Genomic DNA, 20,046 nt, shown 5'->3' on the forward strand with positions numbered 1-20,046 from the left:
CCAGACTTTTCGCGGGTGCATGTATGTTAAAGAAAGTCGACTCATCCCAGCTCAAAGTGGGCATGTATATACATGACCTGAGTTGCGACTGGATGACGCACCCGTTTGTCCGCAACCGGTTTTTGCTGACCAGCGAGGATGAAATCCGCAAGATCCTCAACGCCGGCATCCATGACGTGGTCATCGACAGCGGCAGGGGCCTGGACGTGCAGGACGCGCCGTCGCTGGCCGAGGCGCAAGCGGCGACCGAGCGCGAAATCGTTGACATCGCCGCCAAGACGCCCATTGTCACGCGCGTCTCGCTGGGCGACGAGATGCGGCGCGCGGTGCAGATCCGCCACCAGGCCTCGACCCTGGTGCGCACCGTAATGCAGGACGCGCGCCTGGGCAAGGCGATCGAACTCGACCAGGTCGAGCCCGTGGTGCAGAGCATCACCGAGTCCATCCTGCGCAATCCGGGCGCGCTGGTGGGCCTGCTGCGCATCAAAACCAAGGACGATTACACGTTTTTGCACTCCGTTAGCGTCTGTACGCTGCTGGTGGCGTTTTGCCGATCGCGCAACATCGACGCCGCTATCACCCATCAGGCCGGCCTGGGCGGCCTGTTGCACGACACCGGCAAGGCGCTGGTGCCCGATGCCATCCTCAACAAGCCGGGACCGCTGACGGACGAGGAGTTCGCCATCGTCAAGCGCCACCCGCGCGACGGCTACGACATCCTGCGCAGGACGCCAGAGGTGGGGCCGATACCGCTCGACATCACCTTGCACCACCACGAGCGGCGCGACGGCAGCGGCTATCCCGGCAAGCAAGCGAACGAACAGATCAGCGAACTGGCGCAAATGGCGGCCATCGTCGATGTGTATGACGCCATCACCGCCGATCGCTGTTATCACAAAGGCATGTCGGCGGCGGCGGCGCTGCGCAAGATCTATGAATGGAGCAAGTTCCATTTCAATCCGCAGTACGCGCAGGAATTCATGCGCTGCGTCGGCATTTATCCGGTCGGGACGTTGGTGATGCTGGAGTCGGGCCGGCTCGGTGTGGTGATCGAGCCACACGAAACCAATCTGCTGGCGCCCAAGGTGAACGTCTTCTTCAACACCAAGCAGAATCTGTACATCAAGCCGGAAACGGTCGATTTGTCGCGCGGGCTGGGCTTTGGGGGGGGCGACAAGATCGTCGGCCACGAGTCGGCGGCCAAGTGGAATGTCGATCCGATGCGGTTTTTAACCCTGGCGTAAAGCCGTCCAGCCGCCGGTCAGAAGAATTCGGCCGTGTCGTTCGAGGCGGTGGTCTGCAGCAGGCCGCCGCTGAGCAGCTCATCGTAGTGGCACACCAGATTGCGGCCGTGGCTTTTCGCGTAGTACAGCGCCTGATCTGCGTGTCCCAGGATGATCACCGGCGCCTCCAGCGCGCTGATGCTGACAAAGCCGACGCTCACCGTCACCTTGCCCACTTGCGGGAAATCATGCGACGCCACGTTCATGCGGAAGCGTTCGATGATCTTCTTGGCGTTGTCGAGCGTAGTCGAGCGCAGCAGCACGACGAATTCCTCGCCGCCGAAACGGAACACGCGGTCTTGCGCGCGGAACGACGAGGTGAGCAGGTTGGCAATCAGGATCAGCACCTCATCGCCGTATAAATGGCCGAAACGGTCGTTAACGTGCTTGAAATGGTCGACATCAACCACCGCCAGCCATTGCTTTTCCTCGTCGCCATGCTGGCGCCGCTCCGGCTCGCCCGGCAAGGTGACCGAATCCTGCTCGATACTGGCGGCCAGCATCTTGGAGAGCTGGTCGTCGAAGGTCTTGCGGTTGAGCAGGCCGGTGAGCGAATCGCGTTCGCTGTAGTCGAGCAGGTTCTGGAAGTTGCGGTAGACGCTGACGATGCCGCCGATGATATGGATGGTGTCGCTGGTGTACGGCGTCGGGTTGACGATCTCGAGGCAGGTGTCGGCCTTGTCGCCCAGCCAGATCGGCAGCCACAGCGTGTGCTCGCCGGCCTCGTTCGCAACGTCGGCGCCGGACTCGTGGTGGGCGATGCAGTGCGCCAGCGCCGGGAAATTCTCGATCGGCTCGCCGGGATTGTGCAGGTCGGTGTTGTCGACCATGCAAGCCGGCTCGCCGGCAACGACGATGGCGCGCGCCCGCACGAACACCTTGCCGCGCACGGTGGCCAGGGTCAGCACGCGGGCCTGACTCGCGCGGGCAAGCTCCTGCACCGCCGAAATCACGGAGATGTCGAGCATCGTGTGATCTCGGTGGCCGGTCATGTCCACCATGTGTTTCAGTAGGGAATCCATTTTCTTCTCTGGAAAATTAACACACAACCTTGCGGTCAGCCACGCTTTGTTCACGCCTATCAAGCACGATTTCTCTGATAGTCAGGCGCACGGTAAAGAAGCAATACGGGGCCTTTCCAAAGAACAGCTAAGCAGGATAATAGCTTTTTGCAATCAAGGCAATTCTTGTGTGCGAAAAAAAATGTCCTTGACGCTTATTGCAACCATTCTTGCAACCATTTTCCTACAGCAAAGCCGAGTCCCGGGCCGCCTTCAGCGTACTCGCGGGCAACAACGAGTGGTTTGACCTACGCCAGTGCCCAAGCGCGTCACCTGCGCTTGTTTGAGCAAAACGACCAAAATAGTTCCTTGAAGAAAACTTGCGTCAAGTCAATTCCTATAAAGCTGCTAGTCCTATAGTGACCTCAATGGCGCGGAAACGGCGGTCTGCAGGCCGGCCGTCCGTATCAGAGGTTTTTTTAATCGACTCAACTAGGGAGTACATCATGAACTCACTTATCGCAGCAGCAAAGGCGTTTGCGTCGGACGAGGACGGGATCACGGCCATCGAATACGGCCTGATCGCGGCGACCATGGTCGCCGCAGTCGTCGCCGCGTTCGCCTTCCTGACGCCGGTGCTGGAGTCTGCGTTCCAGACCATCGGTTCCAAGATCACCGACGCAACGACTTAAACCGCTTGGCTTTCCAGTCGTCCCCCGGCTGGAAAGCCATTTTTTCGTCCGAAAGCCACCCATGCTGAACGCCATCGAAGTCATTCTGATCTGTCTGGTCGCGCAGGCGGCGGTGACCGATCTGGCCATGCGCAAGATTCCCAATGTCCTCATTTTAAGCGGTCTGCTGTTGGCGATGATACTGCATCTGCTCGGCGGGCAGCAGTGGGCACCCGTATCGCAATGGCTGGCCGGCACCTTCGCCGGCTTTTTTTTATTCCTTCCCCTCTATCTATTGCGTGGCATGGCCGCCGGCGACGTCAAGCTGATGGCCATGGTCGGCGCCTTTGTCGGGCCGCAGGCGGCCCTGCACATCGGCGTGCTGGCTTACCTGATCGGCGGCGTCATGGCCGTCCTGATGCTGGTATGTAGCGGCCGTTGGCGCGAGAGCTGGCGCAATGTCGTGCTGATATGCAAACCGTTGATGTGGCGCCTGCTCGGGCTGCCGCTGGCGCCCGTGCCGCTGGCCTCGATCGGCAGCGTCGGCGGCATCCCCTATGGCGTGGCCATCGCGCTGGGCACCGGCGGCTTTGTGGCGTGGGCGCATCGCTGACCGGCACGCTTGGTCCGACTTTGCTGCGCATCAATGCCCGCCGGGCACCGCCCGATAGACTTGATTCCTCAATGAAACAATTCAGTCCGCGGAGACCGCCATGCTCAGCCTCGATCCCTCACCCTATGCATCCACTGCGGAGACCGAGCCGGGCCACGCGTTGCCGCCGCAGCCCAAAACCCTGCGCGACACCGGCTTGCCGCAGCAGCTCATTGTCGAGCTCATCGCCAAGGCCATCTACGTCGGCGGCCGCACCCATCTGCCGGTGCTCACCACCAAGCTGCACCTGTCGATCAACGTGCTGCGCGAGGCGCTCGACTTCCTGGTGGCCGAGCATGTGGCCGAGGTGGCGTGGCGCGGCGAATCCGACATCGACGTCCAGTACCAGTTGACGGCGGCCGGCAAGCAGCGCGCCAGCGGGTGGATGGAACGCTGCCGCTATGTCGGCCCGGCGCCGGTCACCCTGGAGGCCTACCGCGCCATGGTCGAACGCCAGGCCGGCCACACGCCGCAGCTGTGCGCGGACGATCTGGCCGCCGAATTCTCCGACGATTTCCTGCCGCCGTCGGTGCAGCAGATGCTCGGCGCGGCCATGTACTCGGGCCGCACCATGCTGCTCTACGGCCCGTCGGGCGGCGGCAAGTCGACCCTGGCGCGCCGCCTCGGCGCCATGCAACAGGGCCTGGTCGCCGTGCCGTATGCGCTGATGGTGGGGCAGGACATCATCCAGGTCTACGATCCGGCGCTGCACCGCGCGCCGTTGTCGCGCCAGGTGCGCCAGGCGCCCGAGCGGCGCAGCAGCGATCCGCGCTGGGTGCTGTGCCAGCGGCCCGTGGTGGCGCTCGACGGCGACTTGAGCGAGGACATGCTCGACCCGCAGCCGGACACGCCCAACGGCTGCTACCGCGCGCCGCCCCAGCTGATGGCCAACAACGGCCTGCTGATCGTCGACGACCTGGGTCGCCAGCGCATGTCGTCCACCGATTTGTTCAACCGCTTCTCGCAGGCGCAGGAGCTGCAGCGCAGCCAGTTGTCGCTGGCGGGCGGCTACCATTTCAGCGCGCCGTGCCGGATGCGGCTCCTGTTCGCCACCAGCCAGGCGCCGGACGCGCTGCTCGACGCCTCGGCGCTGCGCCGCGTCGGCTACAAGATCGCGGTCGGCGCGCTGAGCGCGGCCAACTACCGCACGCTGTTCCGCCAGCGTTGCCTGAGCGCCGGCGTGGCGTACGACGAGCCTTCGCTGCGCTATCTGGTCGACGAACTGCACGCGGGCAGCGCCTTGCCGTTGCTGGCCAGCGGCCCGCAGGAGATCATCGGCCGCATCGTCGATTTCGCCGGCTTCAACGGCGAGTCGCCGCGCCTGACCGTCGCCACCATCGACCAGGCCTGGAGCAGCATGTTCGCCTGCGGCGAACGGCCGGCCGCCATCGACCGCGGCGACTCCATTGACCAACTGGCCCAACACATCCTATGAAAAACCGGCGCGCACTGTGGATGATGGCGCTGGCCGTCATATTCGGACTGGGGGCGGTGCTGATGGCGTCGCGCTGGCTGCTGCGGCAGACGCCGACGACGGCCAACCGCATCGTGGTGGCCGCCGCCGATGTCAGCCTCGGTCAGCGGCTGACGCCGGAGATGATGAAGTCGCTCGACTGGCCGGCCGACAACCTGCCGCGCGGCGCGCTGACCGACGCGTCCAAGCTGGTGGGGCGCGTGCTCAAAACCAGCGTGCTGCGCGACGAACCATTGAGCGAAATGAAGCTGGCGCCAACCGGCACGGTGGGCGGGCTGTCGGCGCTGATCACCGAGGGCAAGCGTGCCATCACCGTGCGGGTCAACGACGTGGTGGGCGTGGCCGGCTTCGCGTTGCCGGGCAATTTCGTCGACATCCTCGTCAACACGCAGTCGTCGGGAAACGGCAACGAGAACGCCATCTCGAAGATCGTACTGGAACGGATACTGGTGCTGGCCGTCGCCCAGGAGGTGGGGCGCGACGAGACCAAGCCGCGCGTGGTCAACGCCGTCACGCTGGAAGTGACGCCTTCGCAGGCGGAGAACCTGGACCTGGCGCGCAGTGTCGGCACCTTGTCGCTGGTGCTGCGCAACCAGGTCGATCCGCGTCCGGGCATCACGGACGGCGCCACCAAGTCCTCGCTGCTCGGCATCGTCGCCAAGCCCGCCGAGCCGGCGCCCGAACCGGCGGTGGCGGCCAGGCCGCGCCCCCAGGTGGCGGCAGCCCCGCGCGCGCGCGCTTGTGTCGGCGTTATCGTCGGCACCCAGCGCACGCAGGAATGTCTATGAGGATGCCATGAAAAATCCACTCCGCACCGCGACGCTGCTGGTACTGGCGGCGGCAACGCTCCGGCTGCAGGCGGCCACCCCGGCCGCCGATTCTCCTGCCGAAGGCCGGGGCTTGCGCTGTAGCGGTCAGGCCGCCGCGCCGGGCAGCATGACGCTGCAGTTGGGGAAGTCGACCTTGATGCGCATGCCCGAGCCGGTGCAGGCGCGCAGCGTCGGCAATCCGGCCGTGCTGCAGGCGATGCTGGTGGCGCCGGATACCCTGTACGTGGTCGGCGTCGATATCGGCACCAGCAACATGATCGTGCAGGGCCGCAGCGGCATGTGCAACGTGGTCGAAGTAGTGGTCGGCATCGATCCGTCGGCGCTGCAAGCGTCGATCGCCGCGCTGATGCCGGAGCAGAAAAACATCCACATCAGCGCCGCTGGCGACACGCTGGTCATCAGCGGCATGGTCGACGACGCGCAGACCGCCGCGCGCGTGCTGGATCTGGCGGCGGCGTTCCTGCGCCGGCCGGCGCAGCACTTGTCGGCCGCCGTCGCGGAAAAAGGCGCGCCGGCGCCGCCCGCCGAAGCCAAGGGCGGCGCCACGGCGGGCGGCACGCGCATCGTCAATTTCCTCAACGTCAGCGCGCCGCAGCAGGTCATGCTGGAGGTGAAGATCGCCGAAGTGTCCAAGACGCTGCTCGACAAGCTGGAGGCCGGGCTGCTGGTGAGCGTCGGCGGCGGCGGCTGGCAAACCACGCTGGCGGCGAACTTCTTCAGCGGCACGCTGAAAGGGATGCTGGGCATGGGCCGCCCGGACGGCAACCGTGTGGGCGTCGACGCGGACCGGAAGGAAGGCCTGGTACGCATCCTGGCCGAGCCGACGGTGATGGCGATCAGCGGCCAGGAAGGCAGCTTTCTGGCCGGCGGCAAAATCTTCGTCCCGGTCGCGCAGGACAACAACAAAGTGACCCTGGAAGAGAAGGAGTTCGGCGTCGGCCTGCGCTTCACGCCGACCGTGCTGGCCGGCGGCCGCATCAACCTGCGGGTGGCGCCGGAAGTGTCGGAGATATCGCGCGAAGGCGTCGGCATCACGGCGGCCGGCTTCTCCGGCGGCGCCGTCCTGCCGTTGATCACGACGCGGCGCGCCTCCACCACGGTGGAGCTGTTCGACGGCCAGAGCTTCGCCATCGGTGGCCTGATCAAGAACAACCGCACCACCAATATCCACGGCCTGCCGATACTGGGCGAGATACCGGTGCTCGGTGCGCTGTTCCGCAGCACCGATTTCCAGCAGGACCGCACCGAATTGCTGTTTGTGGTCACGCCGCATCTGGTCAAGCCGCTGCCGGCCGATTACAAGCTGCCGACCGACGGCGCCACCGCGCCAAGCCGCGCGCGACTCTTCCTCGGCGGGAAAATGGAAGGCGAGCCGCCGCCCGTGACTGCGCCGGCGCCTTCGCCGACCATCGACAAACGTTAATCACCTCTTAGGAATCACTATGCGTATTTTATTCAGCATGCTGGCGACATGCACCTTGGCCGCCTGCGTCAACACGCCGCTGGGCAAGACCACCCCGCAGTGGGACAGCCAGTTCGGCAGCAGCACCCGCAACGCGATGGCGCAGCAGATCATCGATCCCAACGCGCGGCGCAACGCCGACCCGGTGGCCGGCATGAACGGCAAGGCGGCGCACGGCGCCTACGAACGGTATCAGCGCACCTTCAGCGGCACCGCCCCGCAGGCGCCGACGTTCATGATCAGCAGCGACGCTAAATAAGGCCCGACCATGAAAGCACTGATGATCAGCAGGGACGCCCTGCTACACGCGGAAATCGCCGCACAGGGTTCGGCGCGCATGCCGGCGGTGCAGCTGGTGGCGTCGCGCAACGGCCTGCGCGACGCCGTCGAACGGCAGTTGCCGGAGTCGCCGGAGCTGGTGATCTTCGACGCCAGCGACGTCGAACCCGGCGAGGCCGACCTGGTCGAACGTCTCGGCAAGACCTATCCTTCGGCCTCGTTCATGCTGCTGACGCGCGAGCCGCAGCAGGATTTGCTGATCCGCGCGATGCGGGCCGGCATGCGCGAAGTGCTGCAGCTGCCGCTGGTGCACAAGGCCTTCCACGAGTCGATGGACCGCATCGAGGTGGCGGCCGGCGTGAGCCAGATGCGCGACGGGAAGGTGCTGGCCTTCATCTCCTGCAAGGGCGGCAGCGGCGCCACGTTCTTGTCGACCAATTTCGGTTACGCGCTGGCCGCGCTGGCCGACAAGAAGGTGCTGCTGATCGACCTGCATGGCCAGTTCGGCGACGCCACCTTGTACGTGTCGGACCAGAAGCCGGCGATGACCTTGTCCGACATCTGCGGCCAGATCAGCCGTATGGACGGTTCCTTCCTCGATTCCTGCCTGGTGCACGTGGCGTCGAACTTCGGCGTGCTGGCGGCCGCCGACGATCCCAACCACCTGGTCGACATGAAGCCGGAGCACATGGACACCATCCTGCGCGTGGCGCGCCAGCACTACGACTACATCGTGCTCGATGTCGGCCGCCAGATCGACGCCATTTCGCTGCGCGCGCTCGACCAGGCCGACGCCATCTACCCGGTGCTGCAACTGGCGCTGCCGGACATCCGCGACGGGCGCCGCCTGCTCGACATCTTCCGTTCGCTGGGCTATCCGAGCGAGCGCACCCGCCTGATCGTCAACCGCTACGAAAAAGGCGGCAAGTTGCGGCTGATGGACCTGGAACAGGCGCTGGGCGCGGAAGTGATGCACACGGTGCCCAACGATTACATGTCGGCCACGGACTCGGTCAACCAGGGCATACCGGTGCTGCAGCTGTCGCGCAGCAGCGCCGTGGCGCGCAGCCTGGCCGACCTGGTGGAACTGGTGACGGCGCGCCGCGTTTCCGAAAGCAAGGGCCTGTTCGACCGCCTGTTCGGGCGCACCGACAACGATTGATTTGCTGGAGCAAAAAATGAGCTTACGCGAGCGTTTGGCCAGCGGCGAGGACGGCCGGCAAGGCAGCAACGGTCCGCCCGGCCTGGCGGCGGCGGCCTACCAGGAACTGAAGAAGAGCATGCACCAGACGATCATGGACCGGATCGACCTGGAACGGTTGCAGCGGCTCACGCCGGAGCAGTTCAAGCACGAGCTGGCGCTGCTGGTCCAGCGCATCATCGAGGAGGAGCGCATCGTGCTGAACCAGCACGAGCGGCACAACCTGGTGCTCGACATACAGCACGAGATGCTCGGTTTCGGCCCGCTCGAGCCGCTGCTGGCCGATCCCGGCGTGTCGGACATCCTGGTCAACACCCACGCCAAGGTGTATGTCGAGCGTTCCGGCCGGCTGGAGCTCACCAGCGTCACCTTCAACGACAACGCCCACCTGATGAAGATCATCGAGAAGATCGTCTCGCGGGTGGGCCGGCGGGTGGACGAATCGAGTCCGATGGTCGACGCCCGCCTGCCGGACGGCTCGCGCGTGAACGCCATCATCCCGCCGCTGGCGATCGATGGTCCCATCCTGTCGATCCGGCGTTTTTCGGTCAACCCGCTGACGATCGAAAACCTGCTCGACAACCGCAGCCTGACGCCGCCCATGGTGCAGGTGCTCAAGGCGCTGGGCCACGCCAAGATCAACATCCTGATCTCCGGCGGCACCGGCAGCGGCAAGACCACCATGCTCAATGTGCTGTCCGGGTTCATCCCGGCGTCCGAGCGGATCGTCACCATCGAAGACGCGGCCGAACTGCAAATGCGCCAGCCGCACGTGGTCCGGCTGGAGACGCGCCCGCCCAACATCGAGGGCAAGGGCGAGGTCAATCAGCGTTCGCTGGTGCGCAACGCGCTGCGGATGCGGCCCGACCGCATCATCCTCGGCGAGGTGCGCGGCGCCGAGGCGCTCGACATGCTGCAGGCGATGAACACCGGCCACGAAGGCTCGCTGGCCACGGTCCACTCGAACACACCGCGCGACGCGCTGGCGCGGCTGGAGAACATGGTCAGCATGGCCGGCGTGAACCTGACCTCGCGCGCCACGCGCCAGCAGATCTGCGCCGCCGTGACGGTGGTGATGCAGGTCTCGCGGCTGACCGACGGCACGCGCAAGCTGGTCAGCCTGCAGGAGGTGACCGGCATGGAAGGGGAGGTGATCGCGATGCACGAAATATTCCGCTACGAGCAAAAAGGCGTGGACGCCAACGGCAAGGTGCAGGGCGCCTTTTCCGCCACCGGCGTGCGGCCGCGCTTTGCCGAGCGGCTGCGCATGTTCGGCGTGCCGGTGCCCGATTCCGTCTTCGATCCCGACCGGATCTACGAGTAAGCGCCATGGACGCCATCTTCTCCACCTTCGTGGTGCTGCTGTTCGCGGCCGTGATCTTGCTGGTCGAGGGCGCGTGGCTGTGGTGGTCCGGCGCCCACGGCAGCGGCGCGCGGCGCATCGCCAAACGCCTGCGGCTGATGGCCGAGCGGGGCGAGGGCGGCGTCGAACGGGTCGATATCCTCAAACGGCGCACCTACAGCCGCTGGCCGGCGCTGGAGAAGCAGCTGCGCCGCATCGCCCGTCTGGGGGCGCTCGACAACCTGCTGCTGCAGGCCGGCGTTCAATGGTCGGTGGCGCAATTTCTCGGCTGCTCGCTGGTGATGCTGGTGGCCGGCCTGGTGGCCGTGAGGGTGCTGGATATGCCGGTATTGGCGGCGTGGGGCGGGGTGGCGCTGTCGATGGCGGTGCCGTGGATACTGCTGATGCGCACGCGGCGCGAGCGCCTGTCCAAGCTGGAGGAGCAATTGCCGGAGGCGGCGGACTTTCTCGGCCGCGCGCTGCGCGCCGGCCACTCGTTCGCAAACGTGATGCAGATGGTGGGCGAGGAAATGCCGGAACCGATCGCCGGCGAGTTCAAATTCGCCTACGAGGAGATCAACTACGGCGTGCCGATGAACGAGGCGCTGCACAACCTGGCGGTGCGCGTGCCGCTGACCGACCTGCGCTACCTGGTCATCGCGGTGCTGATACAGCGCGAATCCGGCGGCAACCTGGCCGAGGTGCTGGGCAATATCAGCCGCCTGATACGCGCCCGCCTGAAACTGCTGGGGCAAGTGCGCGTGATGTCGGCCGAGGGCCGGATGTCGGCCTGGATACTGGGCATCCTGCCGCTGGCGGTGCTGTTGTTGATGTCGGTGTTGAATCCGGCCTACATCAGGGTTCTCTGGACCGATCCGATCGGCGTTCGACTGATGTGGTATTCGGGCGCCGTCGCGGTGGGCGGTATTTTATGGATGCGCAAACTGATACGCATCCGCATATAAGGAGCACGGCATGGACGGACAGCACATACTCTTCCTGGCGATCGTGTTCATCGTCGTCGTCGGCATCGCCATGCTGGCGTTGAAAATCTTTTCGCCGGTGCAGGTGCGCGAGCGGTTGACCGAGGTGGTCGAGCCGGAGCTCGCGATGCCGGAGGTGACCGGCGGCTGGGTCGAGAAGATGGCGCACGTGGCGGAGCCGTTTTCGCGCCTGTCGTTGCCGGAGGAGGGGTGGGAGCGCTCGCCATTGCGCACCCGCTTCATGAACGCCGGCTGGCGCAGCCCGTCGGCGCCGTCGCTGTACTTCGCCGCCAAGAGCCTACTGGCGCTCGGGCTACCCGGCGTGACCGCGCTGCTGGCGATGACGATGCTGAGCGCCGTCCCGCAAAAGGGATTCCTGTTCCTGCTGCTGCTGGCGGCCAGCATCGGCTACTACCTGCCGAACTTCGTGTTGTCGCGCAGGGCCGCCGGCCGTTGCCGCGAGATCTTCGAGACCTTTCCCGACGCCCTGGACCTGCTGACCGTCTGCGTGGAGGCCGGCCTGAGTCTGGAGCGCGCGCTGGCCAAGGTGGCCGGCGAGATCCACATCAAGAGCGTGGCGCTGGCGCAGGAGCTGCAGCTGGTGCTGATGGAAATGCGGGCCGGCTTCAGCAAGGAGCGGGCGTTGCGCAACCTGGCCCTGCGCAGCGGCGTCGAGGATGTGGACACCCTGGTGGCGATGCTGATCCAGTCGGAGCGCTTCGGCACCAGCATGGGCGATTCGCTGCGCGTGCATTCGGATAATCTGCGCGGCAAGCGCAGCGTGCAGGCCGAGGAGGCGGCGGCGAAGATCGCGTTGAAGTTGTTGTTCCCGCTGATCTTCTGCATCTTCCCGACGTTGATGCTGGTGTTGATCGGCCCTGCGGGGATACAGATTTATCGCTCGGTGTTGCCAGGCATGGCGCGTTGACGGGAGGTTCGAAATGAAAAAATCACTACTGGCGACAGCCGCCGGCTTGTTGCTGATCGCATGCGGCGGCACGCGGACGCAGGCGCCGCCGCTCCAGCCGCCACCGACCGTGGCGCCGGCTGGCCGGGTCATCACGGCATTGGAGCGGGACTGCCTGTCCGATCCCATGGACGCGGCCAAATGGGAAGCGCTGGCGGCGGCGCTGGACGCGGACGGTCAGCGCGAGCGGGCGCGCACCATGTATGAGCAGGCGGCCACCCTGCGCGCGCACGATGTGCGGCGCGACTATGCGCTGCTGTGGGAAAAAGCCATGGAACCGGCCGCGCCCGAGCCTGACCCTTTTGCGGCGATGCCGCGCACCCAGGTGCGGCAGCTCGGCGCCGCGTTGGTCGAGGTGCTGCGCGTCGCGCCAACGATCAGAGCGACGGCGATGCCGGCACCGGCGCCAATTCCGGGCAAGCCGGCCAGTCCCACGGCGGCGATGCCGGCCTTGCCGGCGCCGGTGCGTCTTGAAATCAGCAACGGCAATGGCGTCAACGGCGCCGCCGCGCGGCTGGCGCGCTCGTTGAACGTGGACGGATTGAAGACCGTACGGCTGACGAATGTGAAGAACTTCGATGTGCCGGTCAGCCGCATCGAATACCAGCGCGAGCAGCAAGTGGTTGCGGAATCGCTGTCGGAGCGGCTGGGCCTGCCCCTGAAAGCGAAAAACGAAAAGTCGCCACGCGCCGACATGCGCATCGTCATCGGACACGACGCCACAGCGGGCGGCCTCTTCAAATAAAAAAACCGTCCGGGTGGAGATCATCCTCCCGGACGGAAAAAAACACACCCATGTGTTTCCTGTTGCCGCTGGCGCTACACAAGCGCTTCAGCGCATTCCTTACTGCCAGCTCACGCTGCCCAAGCCGTTGGCGACGGACTTGCGATTGGTCGGGTTGCCATACACGGTGGCGGAACCGAGACCGCTTAATTTGAGATTGGCGGTGTTCCTCGCGTAGACCGACGCGCTGCCCAGGCCGGACATGTTGACGTCCACCGTTTCGGCGCGCAGCTGCTGCGCATCGAGGCTGCCGACGCCACCGAGGCTGGCGTTCAATTGCCTGGTCTGGCCGATCATCTCTATGCGGCCAGCACCGTTAAGATGCAGTTCGACGTTATCGCTGCTGCCGGTGTTGACGGTCATGCCGCCCACCCCGCCCAGCTTGACGTCGACATTGCGGTATTGCGCGTTGACCTTCACCGCGCCGGCGCCTTCCAATGCCAGGCGCAGGTTATCGCCGCTGAATCCCGTCACTTCGGTGGCGCCCACGCCACCCGATACCAGCGCGCGCAGATTCGGCAAGGTCAGCTCGGCGCGTAAATCCTTTTTGCCGCCGATGTTGATGGTGTTGTTTTTGACGGTGCCGATGCGCAGCGTGTCGCCGGTCTGCTGCACCGTCACTTTTTTCAGCGCCTCCGGTTCACCGTACAAGGTCAGGGATGCCACCGCGCCCTGTTTGATCTTCAGGCTGATGACGCCATCGAGATCGACGTTGACTGCGCGCGCATCGACACTGCGGCTCTCGCTGATGACGTCCGCGGCCAGCGCGGCGCTGGCGCCGCTGCACAACACCGTGGCCAGCATCGCGGCCTTCAGATATTTTTTCATGATGCGCTCCATCTTCGTCTGTGGGATTGCGGTGGTATTACAGTGCGGCTTTTTCGGCGGCGGTCAGGCGCTTGGCGGTGACCGTCACCACTTGCATGGCGCTGCTGTCGGCCTTGGCGATGAGCGCCGCCGTCGGCGCGGTGGCTGGCGCGGCGGCGCGCGTTGCCGGCACGGCGGCGGTGGCGAAGGAGGTGGCGCCGGCGACGACGATGGCGGCGAGGAAGATGGCTTCCATGTTTTTTGCGATGTTCATTTTGAGCTCCTTGGGTTGAATAGTTCGTTGCGTTGAGTGAACTATAGACAAGGGCCATCCGGCCAGCCACCGGGATGTGACGAACTGCAAAAAGGAGGGGCCAGACTGCGATTTGGCGGCTAATTCGGCATTGGCGCGCCGCGATCGGGCGGCGGGATCAGCCGTTGTCGAGGCCCGCGCCGCACAGCAGGTCCTGGTGGCTGGCGTAGAGCTGCGTCAGCCAGGCGGAGACGGCCTTGAAGCGGGCGATCGATCCGGCGTCGCGATGGCTCAGCAGCCAGATGTCGCGCCGCACCTCGACCCCGGCGCCGATGCGGCGCAAGCCTTCGGGCTCGCCCATGATGCACGGCAGCAGCGCCATGCCGACCCCGGCGCGGCAGGCGCGCACCATCGTGCTCAGGCTGTTGACCTTGAGCACGCGGCGCGGCTGCGGCGCCATCGCCGCCAGCCATTGCATCTCGCCGGTGCCGGCCAGGGCGTCGTCGTAGGCGATCCACGGTTGCGTGCCCCAGCAGGCGCGCGGCGTGTCGGCGTAGCGGGGGTGGCCATAGACGGCGAAGCCCAGATCGCCCAGTTTGCGCATCACCAGCGCGGCGTCCTCGCCCGGCTTGCCCATGCGCAGGGCGAAGTCGGCCTCGCGCCGCGTGAACGACAGGTTCTGGTTCTCCGCCTGCAAGGTCAGCTGCAGATGCGGATGTTGCGCGTGCAATTCGGGCACGTGCTCCAGCAGCCAGTAGTCGAACAGGAAATCGATCGAGGTGATGTTGACCGGGCCGGCGGTGGCGTCCGCCTCCTGCGACGACGCTTGCAGCATGCTTTCCACATTGCCGTAGACGGTCTCGCCGTGCGCGACGAAGACCCGGCCGGCGTCGGTCAATTGGTAGCCGGTGTTGTCGCGGATGAACAGGCGCAGTTTCAGGGCTTTTTCGGCGGCGGCGATGCGGCGGCTGATGGTCGACGCGTCCACGCCCAGCTGGCGCCCGGTTGCGCTCATGCTGCCGCTGCGGGCCAGCGCCAGGATCAGCGGAATGTCGTTCCAGTCGAAATCGTTACTGCTTGGCATCTGTGTCGGCGTAGGGGGTGAAAGTGGGGGATTGTGCATTTCTGCAAAGCGGGCTTGCAAGGCTGTCTGTTCCACAAACGCGGCGTCGGGCCTAAGATTCATCCCATCGCAAGGCCAAACTTGCAAAGAATCGTAGCACAGACATTTATATCCTCATATTAACTAAAAGGAAGACCATCATGAACAATGCCGCTGAAACCACCACTGTCAACCTGTCCCGCCGCACCGCTTTGTTCAGCAGCGCCGGCGCCGCGGCGGCCGCTGTCGCCGCCGTCGCCGTGCCGCTGGCAACGATGACCGGCGCAGCCGAAGCCGCTCCCGTCGTCAAAGGCGGCCCGGTGGCGCAGTCGGTGAGCACCATCACCACCCGCGACGGCGTCGAGATCTATTACAAGGATTGGGGTCCGCGCACCGGCCAACCGGTCGTGCTCAGCCACGGCTGGCCACTGAACGCCGACAGCTGGGAATCGGCCGCCTTCCACCTTGCCAACAACGGCTTCCGCGTCATCACCCACGACCGCCGCGGCCACGGCCGTTCGAGCCAGCCATGGGACGGCAACGACATGGACCACTACGCCGACGACCTGGCGCAGCTGATCGAAAAGCTGGACCTGAAGAACATCATCCTGGCCGGCTTTTCGACCGGCGGGGGCGAGGTGGCGCGTTACGTCGGCCGCCACGGCACCAAGCGCATCGCCAAGCTGGGCCTGATCTCGGCGGTGCCGCCGCTGATGCTCAAGACCGCCACCAACCCGGGCGGCCTGCCGATCGAAGTGTTCGACGGCATCCGCGCCGGCTCGGTCGCCAACCGCGCCCAGTTGTATATCGACATCGCCTCGGGTCCGTTCTTCGGCTTCAACCGTCCGGGCGCCAAGGTCTCGCAAGGGTTGATCAATTCGTGGACGGCGCAGGGCATGCAGGCCGGCCACAAGAACACCTACGATTCGATCAAGGCGTTCTCGGAGACCGATTTCCGTGAAGACCTGAAAAAGTTCGACAAGCCGACCCTGGTGATCCACGGCGACGACGACCAGATCGTGCCGATCGACGCCGCCGGCAAAGCCTCGGCCGCCATCGTCAAGCATGCCAAGCTGATCGTCTACCCGGGCGCGCCGCACGGGCTGACCGACACGCATAAAGAGAAGTTCAACGCCGACTTCCTGGCGTTTGCCAAGTCCTGATCGTGGCAAGGGGAGGGCCGCCGGTAGCGGTCCTCCAATACGGTACAAAAAATATTTATAGAAATCGCTTGCTATCGAATAGCGTGCGATATATAGTTCTCACATCGGCGGCGCAACAGCGAAACAAGCAAGACAAGCATAGCGCCCTACTAAATCGTCAGTTATCTAAATAAACCAGGAGCCCATCATGAGCAAAGACACCCAAAACCAAGCAGTCAGCCTTTCCCGTCGTACCGCCCTGTTCAGCAGCGCCGGCGCCGCCGCAGCAGCCGTCGCGGCCGTTGCGGTGCCACTGGCGACGATGACCGGCGCAGCCGAAGCCGCCCCCGTCGTCAAAGGCGGCCCGGTGGCGCACTCGGTGAGCACCATCACCACCCGCGACGGCGTCGAGATCTACTACAAGGATTGGGGTCCGCGCACCGGCCAACCGGTCGTGCTCAGCCACGGGTGGCCGCTGAACGCCGACAGCTGGGAATCGGCCGCCTTCCACCTTGCCAACAACGGCTTCCGCGTCATCACCCACGACCGTCGCGGCCACGGCCGCTCGAGCCAGCCATGGGATGGCAACGACATGGACCACTACGCCGACGACCTGGCGCAGCTGATCGAAAAGCTGGACCTGAAGAACATCATCCTGGCCGGCTTCTCGACCGGCGGCGGCGAGGTGGCGCGTTACGTCGGCCGCCACGGCACCAAGCGCATCGCCAAGCTGGGCTTGATCTCGGCGGTGCCGCCGCTGATGCTCAAGACCGCCACCAACCCGGGCGGCCTGCCGATCGAAGTGTTCGACGGCATCCGCGCCGGCTCGGTCGCCAACCGCGCCCAGTTGTATATCGACATCGCCTCGGGTCCGTTCTTCGGCTTCAACCGTCCGGGCGCCAAGGTCTCGCAAGGGTTGATCAATTCGTGGACGGCGCAGGGCATGCAGGCCGGCCACAAGAACACCTACGATTCGATCAAGGCGTTCTCGGAGACCGATTTCCGCGACGACCTGAAAAAGTTCGACAAGCCGACCCTGGTGATCCACGGCGACGACGACCAGATCGTGCCGATCGACGCCGCCGGCAAAGCCTCGGCCGCCATCGTCAAGCACGCCAAGCTGATCGTCTATCCCGGCGCGCCGCACGGCCTGACCGACACGCATAAAGAGAAGTTCAACGCCGACTTCCTGGCGTTCGCCAAGTCCTGATCTGTTGCAAATCTGAGCACGGCGGGCTTCGAGTGATCGAAGTCCGCCGTTGTGACGTTATACTCCGGCTAGACCACCGGAGTTTCGCATGAATGTCATGGCGTTTGCCGCAGGCTTGCTGCTGATTTGCGGACAGTCTTCCGCGCGCGAGTGCGTGATCCGGGTGGCCTATCCCGACCGCGAGCGGCCGCCCTATTACTTCGGCAACGGCTCGGTGGTGCCGGCGCCGGCGGGAGCGGGCGTCGATCTGCTCCGAATGGCCGTCCGCAGCGTCGGCTGCAGGCCCGAAATGCTCCGTTTGCCGAACGCGCGCATCAAGCTGGCGCTGCTCAATGGCAGCGCCGATCTGGCCCCGGTCGATCTGCGCGACGGCGAGCAGCCGTACTCCGCCCTGCCCATGAGGGAGGGCCGGCTGGACGCGCGGCGCGGCCTGCGCATGACGGCCGTCGTGTACGTGCGCACGGCCGACGGCTTGCCGCCCAACATCGATCCCCGCCACTATTTCAAGGGCCGCACCCTGGTCACCAACCAGGGTTCGCCGCTGGGCGAGCAGCTCAGGGCCGAAGGCTTCAAAGTCGACGACGGCTCGCTCGACACCTACAGCAATATGGACAAAGTGGCATTGCGGCGCGCCGACGGCTTCGCCTTCTCGATCGCCAACATCGCGGCGATGGACGCCGTCATCGCCGCCCGCTACGGCGCCAGCCTGACGCGGCTGCCGATACCGGTGTGTGCGTACATTAAAGTCGGTAACTGCCTCCCCCTATGAGGGCGCGATTTTGAGGCCGGTTCATTTACATTTAAGTCGGTGACTCGCGTGCTCAGATATTCGAATGCTTCCACATTCAGCTCGGTAACTGGCCCTAGTATCTGGCCACACGCCTCGCAGGCTATGGCAGTTTGCTAGCCGGACACGTGGTACCTCGCGCGTTGATACCCCGGTGGGCAAGTCTGACGCAGGTATGGCGTACCGACAGCTGCATGTAAAAATGAAAAGATTCGTTGCTGAAGTGAACATGTTCGTGCATAGTTGTATTTTGGTTACAGCATGAAGGCGACGTATGGTTTTTCGCGTGACGGCCGCGGCCGCAGATTTTTTAGAACGGTTGGCCGAGGCGCTTGAAGTACCCGCAAGTCGATACGAAGAAGCTGAGAATCGCTACCACTCCGTCGGCGATTGGCTCGACCGCGAGGAGTCGAGTTTGAAGGAGCACTCGCCAAACGTTTATGTGCAAGGCTCTTTCCGTTTAGGGACTCCCATTCGTCCGGTGAACGATGATGAGCACTACGATATCGACCTGGTGTGCGAGCTATCCCTCGGGAAACACGAAGTTTCGCAGGAGGACTTGAAGGCAAAGTTAGGCGTCGAGATGCAGCTGTACGCAAAGCGTTATGGAATGGCGCCTGCCTCAGAGAGCCGACGCTGCTGGACCCTCGACTATGCAGAAGGCGCACAATTCCACCTGGACGCCTTGCCAGCAATCCCAGACGGCGAAGGTCGTAGGCTCGTGCTCGAGTCTATGCATCTGTCCGCCGAATGGGCAAAGAGTGCGATTGCTATCACCGACACCGAGTGTGAAACTTTCAAGCAACGTACGTCACAATGGCCGCACAGTAATCCCAGGGGATTCACGGAGTGGTTCCGCTCGAGGATGAAAATCGCTTTCAACGAGCGGCGTCAGCGTATGGCGTTTGAGGTGCAAGCAAATGTGGAGGATGTGCCCTCGTACCGTGTCAAAACCCCCCTCCAGCAAGTGGTTCAAATTTTAAAACGTCATCGCGACATTCGCTTTGCTGACAATCTTGAAGTAAAGCCGATTTCAGTCATCATCACAACCTTGGCTGCAAAGGCGTACGGAAACCAGGCCGACCTTCCCGAGGCACTGGCGGCAATCCTTGAGAACATGCATCTCCATATTCAGCAGCGCAACGGCGTGTACTGGATTGAGAATCCGACCGACCCGGCCGAGAATTTCGCGGACCGTTGGGCGACCCATCCGGAAAGAAAAGACGCGTTCTTCCAATGGCTAAGATTCGCGCACGAGGATTTCAAAAATATTGCAGGCAACGACGACCCTCAGCTAATAATGGAGTCCGCCAGTGCCGCCGTGGGGGACTCGCTGGCAAGGAAGGTCCGGGCCAGCGCTAGCCAATCCAAGCCTACAGGTACTACGCAAAGCATCTTTAAACGTGCGGTCAGCGTATTCACCGCTCCCCATCGCCAAGCTCCGCCCTGGGCTACTCATGCCAAGGGCAAAGTTAGCATTGCAAAAACCCGAGTCTTTCAAAATGGGTTCCGCCCGATTGTCTTGCTGCACGACTCAGCACCATTGACGAAAGGGGTTTCGCTGGAGTTTGCCGCTACAACTAATGTGCCCAAGCCTTACAGTGTTTTTTGGCAGATTGTGAATACGGGTGATGAAGCGAAATCTCGAAACGACCTGCGGGGCGATTTCAATCTCGACTTGATGGTTCAGGGCGGCATCGTGCGAAAAGAGGACGCGGTGTACTCCGGGACGCACTCTGTAGAGTGCTTCATCGTCAAGGACGGAAATTTGGCCGCACGAAGTGGTGCCTTTATCGTAAACGTGAAATGAGATTAA

General features: G+C 64.2%; 20 protein-coding genes. 16 read left to right on the forward strand and 4 right to left on the reverse strand.

Going from position 1 to position 20,046, the window contains the following annotated elements:
- Positions 1-23 precede the first annotated feature (23 nt).
- Complete coding sequence (locus NHH73_02655; GenBank protein USX27218.1) at positions 24-1,244, forward strand: HD-GYP domain-containing protein; 1,221 nt, start codon at positions 24-26, stop codon at positions 1,242-1,244.
- A gap of 17 nt (positions 1,245-1,261) precedes the next feature.
- On the opposite strand, the gene NHH73_02660 is transcribed toward NHH73_02655, so the two are convergent.
- Entirely contained in the window at positions 1,262-2,305 is a 1,044-nt protein-coding gene (locus tag NHH73_02660) for a GGDEF domain-containing protein (GenBank protein USX27219.1), read from the reverse strand.
- Between the two features lie 485 nt (positions 2,306-2,790).
- Here NHH73_02660 and NHH73_02665 point away from each other — a divergent pair, with 485 nt between their 5' ends.
- The 11 genes from NHH73_02665 (at position 2,791) to NHH73_02715 (ending at position 12,890) form a co-directional block, all read left to right on the forward strand.
- Positions 2,791-2,976, forward strand: a complete 186-nt coding sequence (locus NHH73_02665; protein USX27220.1) for a Flp family type IVb pilin — start codon at positions 2,791-2,793, stop codon at positions 2,974-2,976.
- A gap of 61 nt (positions 2,977-3,037) precedes the next feature.
- Positions 3,038-3,568, forward strand: coding sequence for a prepilin peptidase (locus tag NHH73_02670; GenBank protein USX27221.1), 531 nt, complete (start codon positions 3,038-3,040; stop codon positions 3,566-3,568).
- A gap of 100 nt (positions 3,569-3,668) precedes the next feature.
- A complete protein-coding gene (locus NHH73_02675; GenBank protein ID USX27222.1) occupies positions 3,669-5,042 on the forward strand; it encodes an ATP-binding protein in 1,374 nt (457 codons plus the stop codon).
- On the forward strand, positions 5,039-5,869 hold the full coding sequence (cpaB, locus tag NHH73_02680; protein USX27223.1) for a Flp pilus assembly protein CpaB: 831 nt from the start codon (positions 5,039-5,041) through the stop codon (positions 5,867-5,869). Before NHH73_02675 ends, cpaB begins: the two co-directional genes overlap by 4 nt.
- A 7-nt stretch (positions 5,870-5,876) precedes the next feature.
- Positions 5,877-7,334, forward strand: coding sequence for a type II and III secretion system protein family protein (locus NHH73_02685; GenBank protein USX27224.1), 1,458 nt, complete (start codon positions 5,877-5,879; stop codon positions 7,332-7,334).
- Between the two features lie 19 nt (positions 7,335-7,353).
- On the forward strand, positions 7,354-7,632 hold the full coding sequence (locus tag NHH73_02690) for a hypothetical protein (GenBank protein ID USX27225.1): 279 nt from the start codon (positions 7,354-7,356) through the stop codon (positions 7,630-7,632).
- Positions 7,633-7,641: 9 nt separating this feature from the next.
- A complete protein-coding gene (locus NHH73_02695) occupies positions 7,642-8,814 on the forward strand; it encodes an AAA family ATPase (protein USX27226.1) in 1,173 nt (390 codons plus the stop codon).
- 16 nt (positions 8,815-8,830) lie between these two features.
- Positions 8,831-10,177 carry a CpaF family protein gene (locus NHH73_02700; protein ID USX27227.1) on the forward strand — a complete coding sequence of 449 codons (1,347 nt, stop codon included), beginning with the start codon at positions 8,831-8,833 and terminating at the stop codon, positions 10,175-10,177.
- A gap of 5 nt (positions 10,178-10,182) precedes the next feature.
- The gene (locus NHH73_02705) at positions 10,183-11,160 is read left to right on the forward strand and encodes a type II secretion system F family protein (GenBank protein USX27228.1); all 978 of its coding nucleotides are present in this window, start codon (positions 10,183-10,185) and stop codon (positions 11,158-11,160) included.
- A 10-nt stretch (positions 11,161-11,170) separates the two neighbouring features.
- Positions 11,171-12,106, forward strand: a complete 936-nt coding sequence (locus tag NHH73_02710; protein ID USX27229.1) for a type II secretion system F family protein — start codon at positions 11,171-11,173, stop codon at positions 12,104-12,106.
- Between the two features lie 13 nt (positions 12,107-12,119).
- Positions 12,120-12,890: a LytR C-terminal domain-containing protein gene (locus tag NHH73_02715; protein ID USX27230.1), complete on the forward strand. Its 771-nt coding sequence runs from the start codon at positions 12,120-12,122 to the stop codon at positions 12,888-12,890.
- Between the two features lie 99 nt (positions 12,891-12,989).
- Here the strand turns inward: NHH73_02715 and NHH73_02720 are convergent, their stop codons facing one another.
- The 3 genes from NHH73_02720 to NHH73_02730 all read right to left on the reverse strand — a co-directional run bounded on the left by NHH73_02720 (position 12,990) and on the right by NHH73_02730 (position 15,073).
- The gene (locus tag NHH73_02720) at positions 12,990-13,757 is read right to left on the reverse strand and encodes a DUF2807 domain-containing protein (protein USX27231.1); all 768 of its coding nucleotides are present in this window, start codon (positions 13,755-13,757) and stop codon (positions 12,990-12,992) included.
- A gap of 37 nt (positions 13,758-13,794) precedes the next feature.
- Positions 13,795-14,010 (reverse strand): hypothetical protein, encoded by a 216-nt coding sequence (locus NHH73_02725; protein USX27232.1) that lies wholly within the window; start codon positions 14,008-14,010, stop codon positions 13,795-13,797.
- Between the two features lie 157 nt (positions 14,011-14,167).
- Complete coding sequence (locus NHH73_02730; protein USX27233.1) at positions 14,168-15,073, reverse strand: LysR family transcriptional regulator; 906 nt, start codon at positions 15,071-15,073, stop codon at positions 14,168-14,170.
- Positions 15,074-15,252: 179 nt separating this feature from the next.
- Here NHH73_02730 and NHH73_02735 point away from each other — a divergent pair, with 179 nt between their 5' ends.
- From NHH73_02735 to NHH73_02750, 4 genes are all read left to right on the forward strand, one after another.
- Entirely contained in the window at positions 15,253-16,254 is a 1,002-nt protein-coding gene (locus NHH73_02735; GenBank protein ID USX27234.1) for an alpha/beta hydrolase, read from the forward strand.
- A 187-nt stretch (positions 16,255-16,441) separates the two neighbouring features.
- Positions 16,442-17,443, forward strand: coding sequence for an alpha/beta hydrolase (locus NHH73_02740; protein ID USX27235.1), 1,002 nt, complete (start codon positions 16,442-16,444; stop codon positions 17,441-17,443).
- Positions 17,444-17,531: 88 nt separating this feature from the next.
- Entirely contained in the window at positions 17,532-18,212 is a 681-nt protein-coding gene (locus NHH73_02745; protein ID USX27236.1) for a hypothetical protein, read from the forward strand.
- 292 nt (positions 18,213-18,504) lie between these two features.
- Positions 18,505-20,040, forward strand: a complete 1,536-nt coding sequence (locus NHH73_02750) for a nucleotidyltransferase (GenBank protein ID USX27237.1) — start codon at positions 18,505-18,507, stop codon at positions 20,038-20,040.
- Positions 20,041-20,046: the final 6 nt, after the last annotated feature.

This window comes from Oxalobacteraceae bacterium OTU3CINTB1 (assembly GCA_024123955.1).
Lineage (GTDB): Bacteria > Pseudomonadota > Gammaproteobacteria > Burkholderiales > Burkholderiaceae_D > Rugamonas.

Excerpts from the sequence above, each read along its gene's own strand:
- NHH73_02655 (USX27218.1), top strand. The coding sequence starts at position 24 with ATGTTAAAGAAAGTCGACTCATCCCAGCTCAAAGTGGGCATGTATATA.
- NHH73_02660 (USX27219.1), bottom strand. The coding sequence starts at position 2,305 with ATGGATTCCCTACTGAAACACATGGTGGACATGACCGGCCACCGAGAT.
- NHH73_02665 (USX27220.1), top strand. The coding sequence starts at position 2,791 with ATGAACTCACTTATCGCAGCAGCAAAGGCGTTTGCGTCGGACGAGGAC.
- NHH73_02670 (USX27221.1), top strand. The coding sequence starts at position 3,038 with ATGCTGAACGCCATCGAAGTCATTCTGATCTGTCTGGTCGCGCAGGCG.
- NHH73_02675 (USX27222.1), top strand. The coding sequence starts at position 3,669 with ATGCTCAGCCTCGATCCCTCACCCTATGCATCCACTGCGGAGACCGAG.
- cpaB (USX27223.1), top strand. The coding sequence starts at position 5,039 with ATGAAAAACCGGCGCGCACTGTGGATGATGGCGCTGGCCGTCATATTC.
- NHH73_02685 (USX27224.1), top strand. The coding sequence starts at position 5,877 with ATGAAAAATCCACTCCGCACCGCGACGCTGCTGGTACTGGCGGCGGCA.
- NHH73_02690 (USX27225.1), top strand. The coding sequence starts at position 7,354 with ATGCGTATTTTATTCAGCATGCTGGCGACATGCACCTTGGCCGCCTGC.
- NHH73_02695 (USX27226.1), top strand. The coding sequence starts at position 7,642 with ATGAAAGCACTGATGATCAGCAGGGACGCCCTGCTACACGCGGAAATC.
- NHH73_02700 (USX27227.1), top strand. The coding sequence starts at position 8,831 with ATGAGCTTACGCGAGCGTTTGGCCAGCGGCGAGGACGGCCGGCAAGGC.
- NHH73_02705 (USX27228.1), top strand. The coding sequence starts at position 10,183 with ATGGACGCCATCTTCTCCACCTTCGTGGTGCTGCTGTTCGCGGCCGTG.
- NHH73_02710 (USX27229.1), top strand. The coding sequence starts at position 11,171 with ATGGACGGACAGCACATACTCTTCCTGGCGATCGTGTTCATCGTCGTC.
- NHH73_02715 (USX27230.1), top strand. The coding sequence starts at position 12,120 with ATGAAAAAATCACTACTGGCGACAGCCGCCGGCTTGTTGCTGATCGCA.
- NHH73_02720 (USX27231.1), bottom strand. The coding sequence starts at position 13,757 with ATGAAAAAATATCTGAAGGCCGCGATGCTGGCCACGGTGTTGTGCAGC.
- NHH73_02725 (USX27232.1), bottom strand. The coding sequence starts at position 14,010 with ATGAACATCGCAAAAAACATGGAAGCCATCTTCCTCGCCGCCATCGTC.
- NHH73_02730 (USX27233.1), bottom strand. The coding sequence starts at position 15,073 with ATGCCAAGCAGTAACGATTTCGACTGGAACGACATTCCGCTGATCCTG.
- NHH73_02735 (USX27234.1), top strand. The coding sequence starts at position 15,253 with ATGAACAATGCCGCTGAAACCACCACTGTCAACCTGTCCCGCCGCACC.
- NHH73_02740 (USX27235.1), top strand. The coding sequence starts at position 16,442 with ATGAGCAAAGACACCCAAAACCAAGCAGTCAGCCTTTCCCGTCGTACC.
- NHH73_02745 (USX27236.1), top strand. The coding sequence starts at position 17,532 with ATGAATGTCATGGCGTTTGCCGCAGGCTTGCTGCTGATTTGCGGACAG.
- NHH73_02750 (USX27237.1), top strand. The coding sequence starts at position 18,505 with ATGGTTTTTCGCGTGACGGCCGCGGCCGCAGATTTTTTAGAACGGTTG.